17 protein-coding genes are annotated in these 15,241 nt (G+C 56.2%); 14 read left to right on the top strand and 3 right to left on the bottom strand.

What is annotated here, in order from left to right; all coding sequences use genetic code 11:
- From ACYAC5_RS07745 to murJ, 3 genes are all read left to right on the top strand, one after another.
- Window positions 1-642 carry a DUF480 domain-containing protein gene (locus ACYAC5_RS07745; protein WP_101760855.1) on the top strand — a complete coding sequence of 214 codons (642 nt, stop codon included), beginning with the start codon at window positions 1-3 and terminating at the stop codon, window positions 640-642.
- 1 nt (window position 643) lies between these two features.
- Window positions 644-1,564 carry a Gfo/Idh/MocA family protein gene (locus ACYAC5_RS07750; protein WP_192413669.1) on the top strand — a complete coding sequence of 307 codons (921 nt, stop codon included), beginning with the start codon at window positions 644-646 and terminating at the stop codon, window positions 1,562-1,564.
- A 121-nt stretch (window positions 1,565-1,685) separates the two neighbouring features.
- Window positions 1,686-3,224, top strand: coding sequence for a murein biosynthesis integral membrane protein MurJ (murJ, locus tag ACYAC5_RS07755; RefSeq protein WP_101760853.1), 1,539 nt, complete (start codon window positions 1,686-1,688; stop codon window positions 3,222-3,224).
- Window positions 3,225-3,508: 284 nt separating this feature from the next.
- Here murJ and flgN read toward each other — a convergent pair whose 3' ends face one another.
- The 3 genes from flgN to flgA form a co-directional block, all read right to left on the bottom strand.
- Window positions 3,509-3,940: a flagellar export chaperone FlgN gene (gene flgN / locus ACYAC5_RS07760; RefSeq protein WP_101760852.1), complete on the bottom strand. Its 432-nt coding sequence runs from the start codon at window positions 3,938-3,940 to the stop codon at window positions 3,509-3,511.
- Window positions 3,941-3,945: 5 nt separating this feature from the next.
- Entirely contained in the window at window positions 3,946-4,251 is a 306-nt protein-coding gene (gene flgM / locus ACYAC5_RS07765) for a flagellar biosynthesis anti-sigma factor FlgM (RefSeq protein ID WP_101760851.1), read from the bottom strand.
- Between the two features lie 105 nt (window positions 4,252-4,356).
- Window positions 4,357-5,016, bottom strand: coding sequence for a flagellar basal body P-ring formation chaperone FlgA (flgA, locus tag ACYAC5_RS07770; RefSeq protein WP_101760850.1), 660 nt, complete (start codon window positions 5,014-5,016; stop codon window positions 4,357-4,359).
- A 153-nt stretch (window positions 5,017-5,169) separates the two neighbouring features.
- Here flgA and flgB point away from each other — a divergent pair, with 153 nt between their 5' ends.
- The 11 genes from flgB (at window position 5,170) to flgL (ending at window position 15,148) form a co-directional block, all read left to right on the top strand.
- Window positions 5,170-5,583, top strand: a complete 414-nt coding sequence (gene flgB / locus ACYAC5_RS07775) for a flagellar basal body rod protein FlgB (protein WP_008103091.1) — start codon at window positions 5,170-5,172, stop codon at window positions 5,581-5,583.
- Between the two features lie 2 nt (window positions 5,584-5,585).
- A complete protein-coding gene (gene flgC, locus ACYAC5_RS07780; protein ID WP_064740862.1) occupies window positions 5,586-5,990 on the top strand; it encodes a flagellar basal body rod protein FlgC in 405 nt (134 codons plus the stop codon).
- Between the two features lie 12 nt (window positions 5,991-6,002).
- Window positions 6,003-6,674 (top strand): flagellar hook assembly protein FlgD, encoded by a 672-nt coding sequence (flgD, locus tag ACYAC5_RS07785; protein ID WP_110865917.1) that lies wholly within the window; start codon window positions 6,003-6,005, stop codon window positions 6,672-6,674.
- A 25-nt stretch (window positions 6,675-6,699) separates the two neighbouring features.
- The gene (gene flgE / locus ACYAC5_RS07790; protein WP_217546982.1) at window positions 6,700-7,989 is read left to right on the top strand and encodes a flagellar hook protein FlgE; all 1,290 of its coding nucleotides are present in this window, start codon (window positions 6,700-6,702) and stop codon (window positions 7,987-7,989) included.
- Between the two features lie 20 nt (window positions 7,990-8,009).
- Window positions 8,010-8,768, top strand: a complete 759-nt coding sequence (locus ACYAC5_RS07795; RefSeq protein WP_101760847.1) for a flagellar basal body rod protein FlgF — start codon at window positions 8,010-8,012, stop codon at window positions 8,766-8,768.
- 17 nt (window positions 8,769-8,785) lie between these two features.
- The gene (gene flgG, locus ACYAC5_RS07800) at window positions 8,786-9,568 is read left to right on the top strand and encodes a flagellar basal-body rod protein FlgG (protein ID WP_007885801.1); all 783 of its coding nucleotides are present in this window, start codon (window positions 8,786-8,788) and stop codon (window positions 9,566-9,568) included.
- Between the two features lie 60 nt (window positions 9,569-9,628).
- Complete coding sequence (locus tag ACYAC5_RS07805; RefSeq protein WP_097094260.1) at window positions 9,629-10,339, top strand: flagellar basal body L-ring protein FlgH; 711 nt, start codon at window positions 9,629-9,631, stop codon at window positions 10,337-10,339.
- Between the two features lie 12 nt (window positions 10,340-10,351).
- Window positions 10,352-11,458, top strand: a complete 1,107-nt coding sequence (locus tag ACYAC5_RS07810) for a flagellar basal body P-ring protein FlgI (RefSeq protein WP_101760846.1) — start codon at window positions 10,352-10,354, stop codon at window positions 11,456-11,458.
- The gene (gene flgJ / locus ACYAC5_RS07815) at window positions 11,458-12,399 is read left to right on the top strand and encodes a flagellar assembly peptidoglycan hydrolase FlgJ (RefSeq protein ID WP_192413667.1); all 942 of its coding nucleotides are present in this window, start codon (window positions 11,458-11,460) and stop codon (window positions 12,397-12,399) included. Before ACYAC5_RS07810 ends, flgJ begins: the two co-directional genes overlap by 1 nt.
- Window positions 12,400-12,517: 118 nt before the next feature.
- Window positions 12,518-14,161, top strand: a complete 1,644-nt coding sequence (flgK, locus tag ACYAC5_RS07820; RefSeq protein WP_110865920.1) for a flagellar hook-associated protein FlgK — start codon at window positions 12,518-12,520, stop codon at window positions 14,159-14,161.
- Between the two features lie 18 nt (window positions 14,162-14,179).
- Window positions 14,180-15,148 (top strand): flagellar hook-associated protein FlgL, encoded by a 969-nt coding sequence (flgL, locus tag ACYAC5_RS07825; protein ID WP_137385556.1) that lies wholly within the window; start codon window positions 14,180-14,182, stop codon window positions 15,146-15,148.
- Window positions 15,149-15,241: the final 93 nt, after the last annotated feature.

A 15,241-nucleotide genomic window follows, 5' to 3' on the forward strand; every position in this document is an offset into this window, starting at 1 on the left:
ATGAAAATGGCCTTATCCGCGCAGGCATTGCGCGTGATTGGATGCCTGCTGGAGAAGCAGGTCACCACGCCGGATCAATATCCGCTCTCCCTTAATGGCGTTGTCACCGCCTGTAATCAGAAATCTAACCGCGAACCGGTGCTCAATCTCAGTGAGATGGAGGTGCAAGCGCAGCTTGATGAGCTGGTGAAAAAGCATCTGGTGACCGCCAATAACGGCTTCGGTCAACGCGTCAGCAAGTATGAACAGCGCTTCTGCAATTCCGCTTTCGGCAATCTGCAGTTGAATAGCGCTGAAGTCGCCGTGCTGACGCTGCTGTTCCTGCGCGGTGCACAGACGCCGGGCGAACTGCGCACCCGCAGCGGTCGTCTGCATGAATTCAGCGATATGAATGAAGTCGAGCAGACGCTTATCGGTTTAAGCACGCGCGAGGATGGCCCAATGGTGGTGCGACTGGCGCGCGAACCGGGCAAACGTGAAAGCCGCTATATGCATCTTTTTGGTGGCGAAGTAGAGGAAGACGCGGCCAGCGCAGAAAGCGTCAGTGACAACGGCGATTTAACCGCGCGTGTCGCGCAACTTGAAGAAACGGTTGCTGAGTTGCAGTCGCAACTGCAACAGCTGCTGCAAAAGGAGCACTAATATGACGCTGCGTATTGGCATTGTAGGATTGGGCGGTATCGCGCAGAAAGCGTGGCTGCCGGTGTTATCGCAAGCCAGCGGCTGGCAATTAGCGGGTGCGTTTTCGCCCAATCAGGCAAAGGCGCAACCGATCTGCGATAGCTATCGCATACCTTATTTTGGTCAACTGGATGCGCTGGCTGCCGCCAGTGATGCGGTGTTTGTTCACAGCAGCACCGCCAGCCATTACGAAGTGGTTAAAGCGCTGTTGCTGGCGGGCAAAGATGTGTGCGTCGATAAACCGTTAGCCGAAACGCTGCAACAGGCCGAAGCGCTGGTGGCGCTGGCGGACAAGCAGAAGCGCAAGCTGATGGTGGCATTTAACCGCCGCTTTGCGCCGCGTTATCAGCAGTTGAAAAGTGACATGCCACGCGCCGCCTCGCTGCGCATTGAAAAGCACCGCGCGGATAGCGTGGGTCCACAGGATTTGCGTTTTACCCTGCTGGACGATTATCTGCACGTGGTGGACACCGCGCTGTGGCTGGCGGGCGGCAGCCTGACGCGCGAGTTAGGGCATATCGAGACCAATGATGATGGCGCGATGCTGTACGCCGAACACCATTTCTCCGCCGGATCGCTGCAAATCACCACCAGCATGCATCGTCGCGCCGGGACGCAACGCGAAGTCGTCAGCGCCACCTGCGACGGTGATTACATCGAAATTAACGAGATGCGCGACTGGCAGCAGGAAAACCGCGGCGGCATGGTGCGTGATGTGCCGCCCGCGTGGCAAAGCCACCTTACTCAGCGCGGTTTCAGCGGCGCAGCGCACCATTTCATACAGTGCGTTGAAAATCAGACGATGCCTGAAACCAGTGGCGAACAGGCGCTGGCGGCGCAGCGTCTGGTGGAAAAATTGTGGCGCGATGCCGAACGTGAATAATTACTTGTAACACTCAATGCTGGTCATTTCCCGCCGTGGCAGTAGACTATCGCCGGACATCACGGGATGTCCGCGCTAAGTCGCTCATTTCTCCGACACTTTTCAGGATGCGCCACTCAATATGAATTTGTTGAAATCGCTGGCTGCGGTCAGTTCGATGACCTTGTTTTCCCGCGTACTGGGCTTTGCCCGCGATGCCATTGTGGCGCGCGTTTTCGGCGCCGGAATGGCAACCGATGCCTTCTTTGTTGCCTTCAAACTGCCGAACCTGCTGCGCCGTATCTTCGCTGAAGGCGCGTTTTCTCAGGCGTTTGTGCCGATTCTGGCGGAATATAAAAGCAAGCAGGGCGAAGATGCCACGCGCGTGTTTGTCGCTTACGTCTCCGGATTACTGACGCTAGTGCTGGCGGTGGTAACCGTGTTAGGGATGATCGCTGCGCCCTGGGTGATTGTGGTGACGGCGCCAGGCTTTGCCGATACCGCCGATAAATTTGCCTTAACCAGCGCACTGCTGCGCGTCACCTTTCCCTATATTCTGCTGATCTCGCTGGCCTCGCTGGCGGGCGCGATCCTCAATACCTGGAACCGTTTTTCCGTGCCGGCGTTTGCGCCGACGCTGCTGAACATCAGCATGATTGGTTTTGCTGTCTTCGCTGCGCCGCATTTTAATCCGCCGGTGATGGCGCTGGCGTGGGCCGTGGTGGTCGGCGGCGTGTTGCAGCTGTTTTATCAGCTGCCGCACCTGAAAAAGATTGGCATGCTGGTTTTGCCGCGCCTGAATCTGCGCGATGCGGGCGTATGGCGCGTAATGCGTCAAATGGGGCCGGCGATCCTCGGCGTTTCGGTGAGCCAGATTTCACTGATCATCAACACCATATTCGCCTCCTTTCTGGTCTCAGGTTCGGTTTCGTGGATGTACTACGCCGATCGCCTGATGGAGTTTCCTTCCGGCGTGCTGGGCGTGGCGCTGGGCACCATTTTGCTGCCCTCGCTGGCGAAGAGTTTTGCCAGCGGTAATCAGGAAGAGTATTCACGGTTGATGGATTGGGGCCTGCGCCTCTGCTTCCTGCTGGCGCTGCCGAGCGCGGTGGCGTTGGGCATTTTGTCCGGGCCGCTGACGGTCGCGCTGTTCCAGTACGGCAAGTTCACCGCGTTTGATGCCCTGATGACGCAGCGCGCACTGATTGCCTATTCAGTGGGTTTGATGGGGCTGATCGTGGTGAAAGTGCTCGCACCCGGCTTCTATTCTCGTCAGGACATCAAAACTCCGGTGAAAATTGCCATCGTGACGCTGATTGTGACGCAGCTGATGAACCTGGCGTTTATCGGCCCGCTCAAACATGCCGGTTTGTCGCTGTCGATCGGTCTGGCCGCTTGCCTGAATGCGGCGCTGCTGTACTGGCAACTGCGTAAGCAGGATATCTTCCAGCCGCAGCCCGGCTGGTTCAGTTTCCTGACCCGTTTGCTGATTGCCGTAGTGGTAATGGCCGCAGCGCTATTTGGCATTCTGCAGGTGATGCCGGCATGGGAAGAGGGGCAGATGTGGTGGCGCTTGATTCGTCTGGCGGCGGTCTGCGCCATTGGCGGCGGCGCATACTTTGTGATGCTTGGTCTGCTCGGCTTCCGCCCGCGCGACTTCGCGCGCCGCACGCTGGTTTAAAGGCCGCACTCTCTTAATGGACATGCAGCGTCTGCCGCTGCGTAAGGGCAATCCGCAGCGCTGAAGCGTAAACGGTGGGCCAGGAGAGACCCGCATGGATGCGGGGCTCAGTTCGGGCCGGGCAGGAAGCCCGATCCCGAACGGTCCGTCGGCACAACGTTGAAGCTGAAGGTACCGCGTAAGCGGCGCGAGGACCGCCCGGCAGCGGCAGATGCTGTAGGTCCCGCACACAACAAAAAGGCCGCCATCCCAAAAGATAGCAGCCTCTTCAAACCCACTTTTTTCTACCCTTTACGACTCAGCGTCGCCTGACCTTTACCCAAACCATCCGGGCCATAAAACGCCTGGGTTTGGTGGGGTCGCAACACGGCCAATGCTTCATTGGTGTAGCCAATTTGATGCTGCAACAAAATCCCGTTATGCGTATTGGCATCGCGCAAGCGGCGCGTGTGCTGCTGAATACGCATCCAGCGGCTTTCGCGATCGCTGTGATCACCATAGGGCGCCTGCGTGCCGAGCGTTTTCTCGGTGGTGCGGCGCATCTCGTCCAGATAATTCAACGTCGTCAGCAGCGCGCTTTTATCTTCAGAAATACGCTGCAGCAGGTTGCCATTGATCTGGCCGGCAGAAAGTTGCTGTTGTTCTTCATCCATTACCACCGCAAGGGATGTCAGCACGTCCTGCATTTTGTCTAAGGTGATCAGCAGATGGTCCATTGGGATTAGTTACCCTCTAAATACGCCTTGGTATCGGCGATCAGCGCGTCGGCGATCTTACCGGTATCCATTTTCAATTCGCCATTACGAATGGCCGTCTTCAGCTGCTCAACGCGCGCTGTATTAATATCTTTGCTGCCAGGCTGCATCAGTTGCGCCTGCGCGGTACTCAACTTCACTTCCGCACCGCTTTCGCTGGTGGTGCTGGCTGCTGGCGTCGCGCTCTGACGCACTTTGCTGCTGTTATCGTTATTGTCGCGTGTTTGAACAGTGCTAACCGGATTCGTAGGCTGCGTTCTGTCGATGCTCATGGTAAGGCTCCTGTAAGGTCAGTTGGGGGTCAGCCAACTGAGTCAGCATAGGGTAATGTCTTTGTTGATATCTCTATCGGCAGAACAACAGGGTTCTTTAACGCTTTATAGCGATATCAGAATATTCCCATCCGCGTCGACGCGACCACTGACAACCTGACCATTTCCCATCCTTACGCGCACCATTTGTGCCGCGCTGGCGTTGTTCAGCGCACGTCCTTCGCTGCTGGCATTAAACCCGTTTCCACTGGCGACTACCATCACATTTTGACCGGCTTTTACGCGCCACGGCTGACGTACCATGGTGGCGGTGACCGGCTGTCCTGGCGGGATATCGCGTAGCGCGATCGCATCGATGACGCCGCTGCTATCCATCAATGCGCGTGCTGGCAGTTCATCGAGGCGTCCGGTTGCCAGACGCACGTCCGTCGGGCTGAGATTACTGCCGCGCGCCACCTGACGGCTCGCCACCAGATATTGCCCGGTGACCTGCACCTGAACCTGCAGGAAACGACGATTTTGATCGCAGTTAGCAGCGATGCTGATGTTGCCCCACTGACGGCTATTGCCCGGCAGCTGCAGTTCAGGGGTTTCGCAGTTTGGCCACTGCGCCTGTGGCGTACGCACCACCACCGTCATGCCGGCGGCATGTTGTGGGTCGCGCGCTTTAAAAAATTGGGTCAACTGCGCGGTAAGGTCCGCAGCAGAACTGGGTAGCGCCAGTGCCAGCAAAAGTGTGGCTAGCAACGTGGAATATCTCCGCATAACGCCTCCTGACGAGAAGATGGCACTGAGTCTACGCCTCGCGCAAAAAAATCAATGTCAAAAATAGCCGTCATTTTTGCTGCTATTCAGACGATCACCCTTGCATTTGTCCACTTAAGCTGTCAGCTCGAAATTCTCATTCGCGGAGGAAGCATGCTCGACAAACTCGATGCCGCGCTGCGATTTGGTACTGAAGCGTTAAACCTACGTGCTCAGCGTCAGGAAATCCTGGCGTCAAACATTGCCAACGCCGATACCCCGGGCTACCAGGCGCGGGATATCGACTTTGCCAGCCAGCTGAGCAAGGTGATGCAAAACGGTCGCGCCGAAGGCAGCAGTCTGGCGCTGAATGTGACGTCCTCACGCCACATTGAAGCGCAAACCAACTCTCAGCCGTCACTGGATCTGCTGTACCGCATTCCCGATCAACCCGCCGCGGATGGCAACACCGTGGATATGGATCGCGAACGTACGCAGTTTGCTGATAACAGCCTGAAATACCAAACCGATCTCACCCTCATCAGTAGCCAGATCAAAGGCATGATGAGCGTTCTGCAGGGGCAATAAGCATGGCATTGCTGAATATCTTTGATATCGCCGGTTCTGCGATGACAGCGCAATCACAGCGCCTCAACGTCAGTGCCAGTAACCTGGCCAACGCCGACAGCGTGACCGGCCCAGATGGCCAGCCTTACGTGGCGAAGCAGGTGATTTTCCAGACCGACGCCGCACAAGGTGCAGCCACCGGCGGCGTGAAGGTCGCTGGCGTGGTGAACGATCCTACCCCGGCAAAATTGGTGTACGACCCGGGCAATCCGCTGGCGGATCAGAAGGGCTACGTCAAGATGCCAAACGTTGATGTGGTGTCCGAAACCGTCAACACCATGTCCGCGTCGCGCAGCTACCAGGCCAACGTTGAAGTGCTGAACACGGTGAAGTCAATGATGATGAAAACTCTCACTATCGGTCAGTAACGGAGAACGAATATGAGCGTAGCAGTAGGAATTAAAGACAGTCTGGACCCAACGGTCCTGACCTCCAGTAGCGCTTCGAGCGGTAACTCTTCCGCCGACCTGCAGAATCAGTTCCTGAACATGCTGGTGGCGCAGCTGAAAAACCAGGATCCCACTAATCCTATGGATAACAGCCAGCTCACCACGCAGTTGGCACAGATCAACACCCTGAGCGGTATTGAAAAGCTGAATACCACGCTGGGATCTATCTCCGGCCAGATCACTACCAGCCAGTCGCTGCAGAGTTCAACGCTGATTGGTCACGGTGTGATGGTCAATGGTTCGCAGGTATTGGTGGGCAGCGGTACGACTACGCCGTTTGGCATTGAGCTGGCGACAGCGTCCACGGCCACCAGTGTCACGATTAAAGACAGTAACGGCGCCACGGTCCGCACCATTGACCTCGGCAAACTGAGCTCTGGCGTCCACACCTTCTCGTGGGACGGCAAGCTGGATGACGGTTCTACCGCAGCGGATGGCAAATATTCTGTTTCGCTGGCCGCCAGCAATGGCAGCACGCAACTGGTGGCGCAGCCGCTGAACTATGCCTACGTCAATGGCGTCAGCACCACTGATGGCACCACAAAACTGGATCTCGGCACCATGGGCTCCGCAACCCTCGATGAAATTCGTCAGATTCTCTGATTAACCTTTTAGCAGGAGAGATTACATGTCTTTTTCACAAGCGGTGAGCGGCCTCAATGCTGCCTCCAGCAATCTGGATGTGATTGGTAACAACATCGCCAACTCCGCCACAGCCGGTTTTAAATCCAGCACCATTGCTTTTGCCGATATGTTTGCCGGCTCTAACGTGGGTTTGGGTACCAAAGTTGCCGCCGTCATTCAGGACTTTGGTGATGGAAGTACAACGTCAACCAGTCGTGGACTGGATGTGGCACTGAGCGGCAACGGTTTCTTCCGCATGACCGACGCCAGCGGCGGCGTGTTCTATTCCCGTAACGGCCAGTTCACGCTGGATGCCAACCGTAACCTGGTGAACACCCAGGGTCTGAACGTCACCGGCTATCCGGCCAGCGGCACACCGCCAACCATTCAGACCGGTGCCAACCCAGTGGCGCTGAGTATTCCAACCACGCAGATGGGGGCACGTGCAACAACAACTGCTACCCAGGTTGCCAACCTGAACTCCACCAGCACCACCCCGACCGTCACCCCGTTTGATAAGTCCAACGTTGATAGCTACAACGCGAAAACCACCATGACGGTGTACGACACGCAGGGTAACGATCACCAGTTAGACATGTACTACATCAAAACGGCGGATAACACCTGGACCGTGCATATGGTTGACTCCACCACCGGTAATGAAGTTGGTAATACTGCGGGCGGTGACAACCTGGGCTACCAGATGAAGTTTGATGCCAACGGTAAACTGACCGGCGTATCAAAAATGATTGACGATCCGGCCAATCCAGGCACTGCGATTCCGGATACCACGACCACCAGCGCTTCCCTGGCAAACCTGGTTGTGGACGGCACCAACGGGGCGAATGGCATGAACATCAGCCTGAGCATGTTGGGTAGCCTGCAGCAAAATACCGGTGCGACCACTTTTGGTAACCCAACGCAAGACGGTTATCAGCCTGGCGATCTGACCAGCTACACCATCAATGATGACGGCACCATTACCGGCACTTACTCCAACCAGAAAACCCAACTTCTGGGACAAATTGTCTTGTCGAGTTTCTCTAATCCGGAAGGTCTGAAGTCTGAAGGTGACAACGTCTGGTCTGCCACCAGCTCATCAGGTCAGGCCGCCACTGGTCTGGCAGGCACCGGTACTTACGGCAACCTGACTTCAGGTGCGCTGGAAGCGTCCAACGTCGATATGAGCAAAGAGCTGGTAAACATGATCGTTGCGCAGCGTAACTATCAGGCCAACAGCCAGACCATTAAAACTCAGGACCAGATTCTTAACACCCTGGTTAACTTACGTTAATTCGCTAACGGGATTGCTTTATGGATCACGCAATATATACCGCCATGGGCGCGGCCAGTCAGACGTTGGATCAGCAGTCGGTAACGGCCAGCAACCTCGCCAACGCCTCAACGCCGGGCTTTCGTGCTCAGCTCAACGCGTTGCGCGCGGTGCCGGTCAGCGGCTGGTCGCTGCCGACGCGTACGCTGGTTGCCGCTTCCACGCCGGGCGCCGATATGTCACCGGGCTCGATGGACAACACCGGCCGCACGCTGGATGTGGGCGTTGCGCAGGACGGCTGGTTGGCGGTGCGTGCCGCTGACGGTACCGAAGCTTATACCCGCAACGGCAACATGCAGATCAGCGCGACCGGTATTTTGACTATTCAGGGCAATCCCGTAATGGGCGATGGGGGTCCGATCGCCATCCCGCAAGGCGCTGAATTGACCATCGCGGCAGACGGGACCATCACCTCGCGTAACGCCGGTGATGCACCCAATGCCACGGTGCAGATTGGTCGTCTGAAGCTGGTGCGCGCCACCGGTAAAGAGATGCAGCGCGGTGATGACGGCATGTTCCGTCCTAATCAGCAAACCCAGGCGACGCGCGGCGCTGCGCTGGCAAATGATGCCACCATGACGGTGATGCCCGGCGTGCTGGAGGGCAGTAACGTCAAGCCGGTGGAAACCATGGTCGATATGATCGCCAACGCCCGACGTTTTGAGATGCAGATGAAAGTGATCTCCAACGTCGATGAAAACGAACAAAAAGCTAACAGCTTGCTCAACATGAGCAGCTAAGGCGTAAGGAAAACACCATGATTCGTTCTTTATGGATCGCCAAAACCGGTCTTGACGCTCAGCAAACCAACATGGACGTCATCTCCAACAACCTCGCGAACGTAAGTACCAACGGCTTTAAACGTTCGCGCGCGGTATTCGAAGATTTGATGTACCAAACCCTGCGTCAGCCGGGCACCCAGTCGTCAGAGCAAACCACGCTGCCGTCTGGTTTGCAGATCGGTACCGGTGTGCGTCCTGTCACCACTGAACGTCTGCATCAGCAGGGTAACCTGTCGCAGACCAGCAACTCGAAAGACGTGGCGATTAACGGCCAGGGTTATTTCGAAGTGCAGATGCCGGACGGCACCTCGGCGTATACCCGTGATGGTTCATTCCAGGTTGACCAGAACGGTCAGCTGGTGACTAACGCCGGCTATCCGGTACAGCCAGGCATCACTATTCCGGCCAACGCCACCAGCATCACGATCTCGCGCGATGGCGTGGTGAGCGTAACGCAGCAGGGCCAGACCAACCCGGCGCAGGTCGGTCAGCTGACGCTGAGCACCTTTATGAACGATGCGGGTCTGAACAGCCAGGGTGAAAACCTCTATCAGGAGACACAGGCATCCGGTGCGGCGACGCAGAGTACGCCAGGCCAGAACGGCGCGGGTCTGCTGTATCAGGGTTATGTCGAAACCTCGAACGTCAACGTGGCGGAAGAGCTGGTCACCATGATTCAGACGCAGCGTGCCTACGAGATCAACAGTAAAGCGATCAGCACCTCCGATCAGATGCTGGCGAAGTTAACCCAGCTGTAATGCTGGTGTCGTTGGGCCAGCTCTGCTGGCCTGATTAAGCAACATGAAGAAGGTCAAAAAGTGGCGAAGCAAGTGATTCTCAAGCCTGGTCATTGGTTGGTAGCCACGCTGCTACTCACGCTTAACGGTTGTGCGCTGGTTCCGCGCACACCACTGGTACAGGGATCGACTACGGCAGAGCCGACGCCATCCGCACCGCCGGTGGTGAACGGTTCCATTTTTCAGGGCGTCGCACCGCTGAACTACGGCTATCAGCCGCTGTTTGAGGATCGTCGTCCACGCAACATTGGCGATACATTGACGATCACCTTGCAGGAAAACGTCAGCGCCAGCAAAAGTTCTTCGGCCAATGCCAGCCGCGATGGCAGCAACAGTTTTGGTGTGACGGGTGTACCAACCGGCCTGAGCGGTCTGGTGGGTGCCGGTGGCGAAAAAGCCACGCTGGATGCCAATGGCAAAAATGACTTCGCTGGTAAAGGTGGCGCGACAGCCAACAACACCTTTACGGGCACCATCACCGTCACCGTCAATCAGGTGTTGTCGAACGGCAACCTGCGCGTGGTGGGTGAGAAACAGATCGAAATTAACCAGGGCACCGAATTTATCCGGTTCTCGGGCGTGGTTAACCCACGCACCATCAGCGCCAGCAACGCGGTGCTGTCAACGCAGGTGGCCGATGCACGTATTGAGTACGTCGGAAATGGTTATATCAATGAAGCGCAGACGATGGGCTGGTTCCAGCGTTTCTTCCTGAACGTCTCGCCGATGTAAGAGGTAGTAACAATGAATATGACGACTCTGCTCCGCCTGAGCCTTGGCATGCTGCTCGGTTTCAGCTTACTGGCGCATGCTGACCGCATCCGCGATCTAACCTCCGTGCAGGGCGTGCGCGACAACCAGCTGATCGGTTACGGTTTGGTGGTGGGCCTTGATGGTACCGGTGACCAGACCACGCAAACGCCGTTCACCACCCAAACCGTGAGCAATATGCTCTCCCAGCTCGGCATTACTGTGCCGGCTGGCACCAATATGCAGCTGAAAAACGTGGCGGCCGTGATGGTGACCGCTAAGCTGCCAACCTTTGCGCGTCAGGGGCAAACCGTTGATGTGGTGGTTTCTTCGCTGGGTAACGCCAAGAGTTTGCGCGGCGGTACGCTGCTGATGACGCCGATGAAAGGCGTCGATAACCAGGTTTATGCGCTGGCGCAGGGTAACATTCTGGTCGGCGGTGCCGGCGCTTCTGCCGGTGGCAGCAGCGTGCAGGTTAACCAGCTGAACGGTGGCCGCATTACCGGCGGTGCCACGGTAGAGCGTGAACTGCAGAGCAACTTTGGTAGCCAGAACACCATTAACCTGCAGCTGAATAACGAAGACTTCAGCATGGCGCAGCGCATTGCCGACGCCATCAACAGCCGTGGGATTGGTTCGGCGCAGCCGCTGGATGCCCGTACCGTGCAGATTCGCGTCTCGCCTAATAACAGTTCTCAGGTGCGTCTGCTGGCCGAAATTCAGAACCTTGATGTTGCGGTGCCGCTCGAAGATGCCAAGGTGATTATCAACTCACGTACCGGTTCGGTGGTGATGAACCGCGAAGTGACGCTGAACACCTGTGCGGTGGCGCAGGGCAATCTGTCGGTTACCGTCAATCAGCAGCAGAACGTCAGTCAGCCGGATACGCCGTTGGCGGGTGGGCAGACTGTGACCACCAACAATACCCAGATCGATCTGCGTCAGAGTGGCGGCGCGCTGCAACGGGTTAACGCCAGCGCCAACCTCAATAACGTGGTGCGTGCGCTGAATGCGCTGGGTGCGTCACCGATTGAGCTGATGTCGATTTTGCAATCGATGGAAAGCGCAGGCTGCTTGCGCGCCAAACTGGAAATTATCTGATGAACGATACGCAATCGCTGGTGAATGCGGCGTACGACAGCCGCTCGCTGAACGACCTGAAACGCGAAGCCGCCGCCGACCCGAAAGGGAAGGCGATGCAGGTGGCCAAACAGGTGGAAGGGATGTTCGTGCAGATGATGATGAAAAGCATGCGTGCAGCGCTGCCGCAGGATGGCCTGCTGAGCAACGATCAGACGCGGCTTTTCACCTCGATGTACGATCAGCAGATTGCACAGGACATAGGCAAACGTGGTCTCGGCATGGCCGATATCATCGTTAAGCAGATGCAGCCCGCTCAGGAGCCGGACGAAACCGCCGGTACGGTGCCGATGAAGCTGGATAACAGCTTCATCTATAGCAACCTGCCGTCGAATCAGCTGGAGCAGATGGTGCGTAAGGCGGTGCCGCGTTTGCCGGTCTCGCCCAGCAGTTTGCCGAGCGACAGCAACGACTTTATCGCGCAGCTGGCGCAGCCGGCGCAGGTCGCCAGCCAGCAGAGCGGTATTCCGCATCACCTGATTCTGGCGCAGGCCGCACTGGAATCCGGCTGGGGCCAGCGACAGATTCTGACGCGCGACGGCAAGCCGAGTTACAACGTGTTTGGCATTAAGGCGAGCGGCGACTGGAAGGGCGAAACCACCGATATCATGACCACCGAATACGAAGGCGGGGCAGCGAAGAAAGTGCGCGCCAGTTTCCGTGTGTATGGTTCCTATATGGAAGCGCTCAGCGATTACGTCAAACTGCTGTCCAATAATCCTCGTTATGCCGCCGTTGCCAACGCACCGAGTGCCGAGCAGGGCGCGCGTGCCTTGCAGGCCGCCGGTTACGCTACCGATCCAAAGTATGCGCAGAAACTGGTGGGAATGATCCAGCAATTCAAAAACATGGGCGAAAAAGTGGTGAAGGCGTACAGCAACGACATCACCGATTTGTTCTGATTTTTGCTCTCAAGTTTCACTTAAGCACGCCGATAACAATCACATGCCGCGGGCGTCCTCGTCCGCGCAATCGCACTGATGACTGCCAGCCCGGTTAACGGGAAATTAAGGAACCGAGATGTCCAGCATAATTAACTCAGCGATGAGTGGGCTGAGCGCCGCACAGGCTGCATTAAGCACCACCAGTAACAACATCAGTAATTACACGGTAGCGGGCTATTCGCGTCAGACGGCGATTTTGTCGCAGTCGAACAGCACCTTGCAGGGCAACAGCTATTACGGCAACGGTGTGACGCTTTCAGGCGTACAGCGTGAATACGATGAGTTCATTACTGCGCAATTGCGTGGCTCCAGCGCCAACTACAGCGCAGTGAACACGCAATACAACCAAATTTCCAACATTGACGATCTGCTGTCGACGTCGACCACCAGCTTGTCGACCTCAATCCAAAGCTTCTTCACCAACGTGCAGAACGTGGTGAGTAACGCCAACGACCCGTCGGCGCGTCAGTCAATGCTGAGCTACGCCCAAGGCCTAGTGAACCAATTCCAGACCACCGCGCAGTATCTCAACAATATGCAGAATAGCGTTAACACGGATATTGCCTCGAACGTCGATCAGATCAACACCTTCACCAGCCAGATTGCCGACCTGAACAGCCAGATCGCCAAGCTGACCACCGGCGGTGGCGCGGCGCCGAACAATTTGCTGGATCAGCGCGATCAGTTGGTGAATAGCCTGAACAATGTGGTGGGCGTGAACGTATCCCAGCAGGACGGCAGCTATATTGTCTCGATGGGCAGTGTGACGTTGGTGAATGGTAAAAACTCCACCAGCTTAGTGGCGATGCCGTCCAGCAGCGATTCAACACGTACCACTGTCGGTTATGTCGATAAGCAGGCGGGTAACGTTGAGATCCCTGAGAAGACGCTAACCACCGGTTCACTCGGCGGTTTGCTGGCGTTCCGCACCCAGGATCTGGATACCGCGCAAAATCAGCTCGGCCAGTTAGCGGCAGCGTTCACCACCAGCTTTAATACCGTGCACAGCGAAGGTTATGACAGCAACGGCGACCAGGGTGGCAACTTCTTTAATATCGGTTCGCCAACCGTGGTGGGTAACAGCAAAAATACTTCAGCGGCTACCGTTACGGCGGCCTGGTCAGACACCAGCGCGATGAAAGCCTCTAACTACACCGTAAGTTATGATGGCAGCAACTGGTCGGTGACCCGCATGTCTGACAACGTGAAGTTTAGCGTTACGCCAGATGCGACCGACGGCACCCTCAACTTTGATGGCCTGAAACTGACGGTGAGCACCTCACCCGCGCCTAACGCGAAAGACAGTTTCCTGGTCAAACCGGTCCAGAACGTCATTGCGGGCATGTCGGTCGCGATCACCGATGAGTCGCAAATTGCTGCGGCATCCAGCGCAACCAGCGGTGAAAGCGATAACCGTAACGCGCAGAAATTGTTGGATCTGCAGGATAGCAAGCTGGTGAATGGTAATGCGACCATCGCCCAGGCTTACGCCAGCATTGTCAGCACCGTCGGTAATAAAACCAGTACATTAAAAACCGCCAGCACCACCCAGGAGAACGTGGTGACACAGCTCAGCGATCGCCAGCAGTCAGTATCCGGGGTCAACCTTGATGAAGAGTATTCGAATCTGACTAAGTATCAGCAGTTCTATATGGCGAACGCGCAAGTGCTGCAAACAGCGAGTACCATTTTTAATGCGCTGATGGGCATCCGCGGCTAAGCATAGAGGATAAAAACCATGCGTCTTAGTACCAATATGATTTTCAACCAGCAGGTGCGCGGGATCACCGATTCGCAAGCCTCCTGGTTAAAAGTGGGTGAGCAACTCTCTAGCGGACTGCGCGTCAGCAATCCTTCAGATGATCCTATCGCCGCCTCACGTGCCGTCGTGCTTTCGCAATCGCAGGCGAAAAGTACCCAATATGCCACGGCACGCAGCTTTGCCGATCAGAGCTTGTCGATGGAAGAGAACGCACTCTCCAGCGTAACCAGCAGCATCCAGGATGCGCAAACCATGATTGTGTATGGTTCTACCGGTACGCTGAGCGACGATGACCGTGCTTCCATTGCCACCAAATTAGAAGGCATTCGCTCGCAATTACTTAACCAGGCCAATAGCCGTGATGGTAACGGACGATACATTTTTGCGGGCTATCAAACCGATGTCGCACCTTTCAGCGATGCCGGTGCGCCGGCCGGTGTCACTTATGTAGGTGGCGCGGATGCCATTACGCAGAAAGTCGATGATGGTCGCACGATGGCGGTGAGTAGCACAGGATCGTCAGTGTTTATGTCGATAACCAGCAACGCGAAAGCCGAGCCGGACGGCAGTGCCAGCGAGACCAATCTGTTTAACATGCTCGATAGCGCAATTGCAGCGTTAAAAACGCCGCAGGATGATGCTGATGACGCAACCAAGCAGGTTTTCCAGGATGCAATGGATAAAACCAACCGTGGCTTAAGCAACTCATTGAACAACGTGCTGGCAGTGCGTTCAGCCGTGGGTTCACAGCTGGCTGAACTCGATACGCTGGACGCTCAGGGTGATGACCGTGACACCATTATGGCATCGCAAATGACGGATCTGGTGCAGGTTGATTACACCCAAGCCATTTCAAGCTACACCATGCAACAAACCGCCTTGCAAGCTTCGTATAAGACCTTCACCGATATGTCGAAGCTGTCACTGTTCCAGCTTAATTCGTAATTGACCTGAACCTTTGAGCGTACTTTAACCGGGTGCGCTTAGTTTCTCCCACCGCCTTTCGGGGCTGTGGGATTTTTTTTGCCTGTTATTCAG

Source organism: Pantoea sp. y20 (genome assembly GCF_054903455.1).

Bases quoted from the DNA above. Each gene is read 5' to 3' on its own strand.
- ACYAC5_RS07745 (WP_101760855.1), top strand. From the start codon at position 1: ATGAAAATGGCCTTATCCGCGCAGGCATTGCGCGTGATTGGATGCCTG.
- ACYAC5_RS07750 (WP_192413669.1), top strand. From the start codon at position 644: ATGACGCTGCGTATTGGCATTGTAGGATTGGGCGGTATCGCGCAGAAA.
- murJ (WP_101760853.1), top strand. From the start codon at position 1,686: ATGAATTTGTTGAAATCGCTGGCTGCGGTCAGTTCGATGACCTTGTTT.
- flgN (WP_101760852.1), bottom strand. From the start codon at position 3,940: ATGGACCATCTGCTGATCACCTTAGACAAAATGCAGGACGTGCTGACA.
- flgM (WP_101760851.1), bottom strand. From the start codon at position 4,251: ATGAGCATCGACAGAACGCAGCCTACGAATCCGGTTAGCACTGTTCAA.
- flgA (WP_101760850.1), bottom strand. From the start codon at position 5,016: ATGCGGAGATATTCCACGTTGCTAGCCACACTTTTGCTGGCACTGGCG.
- flgB (WP_008103091.1), top strand. From the start codon at position 5,170: ATGCTCGACAAACTCGATGCCGCGCTGCGATTTGGTACTGAAGCGTTA.
- flgC (WP_064740862.1), top strand. From the start codon at position 5,586: ATGGCATTGCTGAATATCTTTGATATCGCCGGTTCTGCGATGACAGCG.
- flgD (WP_110865917.1), top strand. From the start codon at position 6,003: ATGAGCGTAGCAGTAGGAATTAAAGACAGTCTGGACCCAACGGTCCTG.
- flgE (WP_217546982.1), top strand. From the start codon at position 6,700: ATGTCTTTTTCACAAGCGGTGAGCGGCCTCAATGCTGCCTCCAGCAAT.
- ACYAC5_RS07795 (WP_101760847.1), top strand. From the start codon at position 8,010: ATGGATCACGCAATATATACCGCCATGGGCGCGGCCAGTCAGACGTTG.
- flgG (WP_007885801.1), top strand. From the start codon at position 8,786: ATGATTCGTTCTTTATGGATCGCCAAAACCGGTCTTGACGCTCAGCAA.
- ACYAC5_RS07810 (WP_101760846.1), top strand. From the start codon at position 10,352: ATGAATATGACGACTCTGCTCCGCCTGAGCCTTGGCATGCTGCTCGGT.
- flgJ (WP_192413667.1), top strand. From the start codon at position 11,458: ATGAACGATACGCAATCGCTGGTGAATGCGGCGTACGACAGCCGCTCG.
- flgK (WP_110865920.1), top strand. From the start codon at position 12,518: ATGTCCAGCATAATTAACTCAGCGATGAGTGGGCTGAGCGCCGCACAG.
- flgL (WP_137385556.1), top strand. From the start codon at position 14,180: ATGCGTCTTAGTACCAATATGATTTTCAACCAGCAGGTGCGCGGGATC.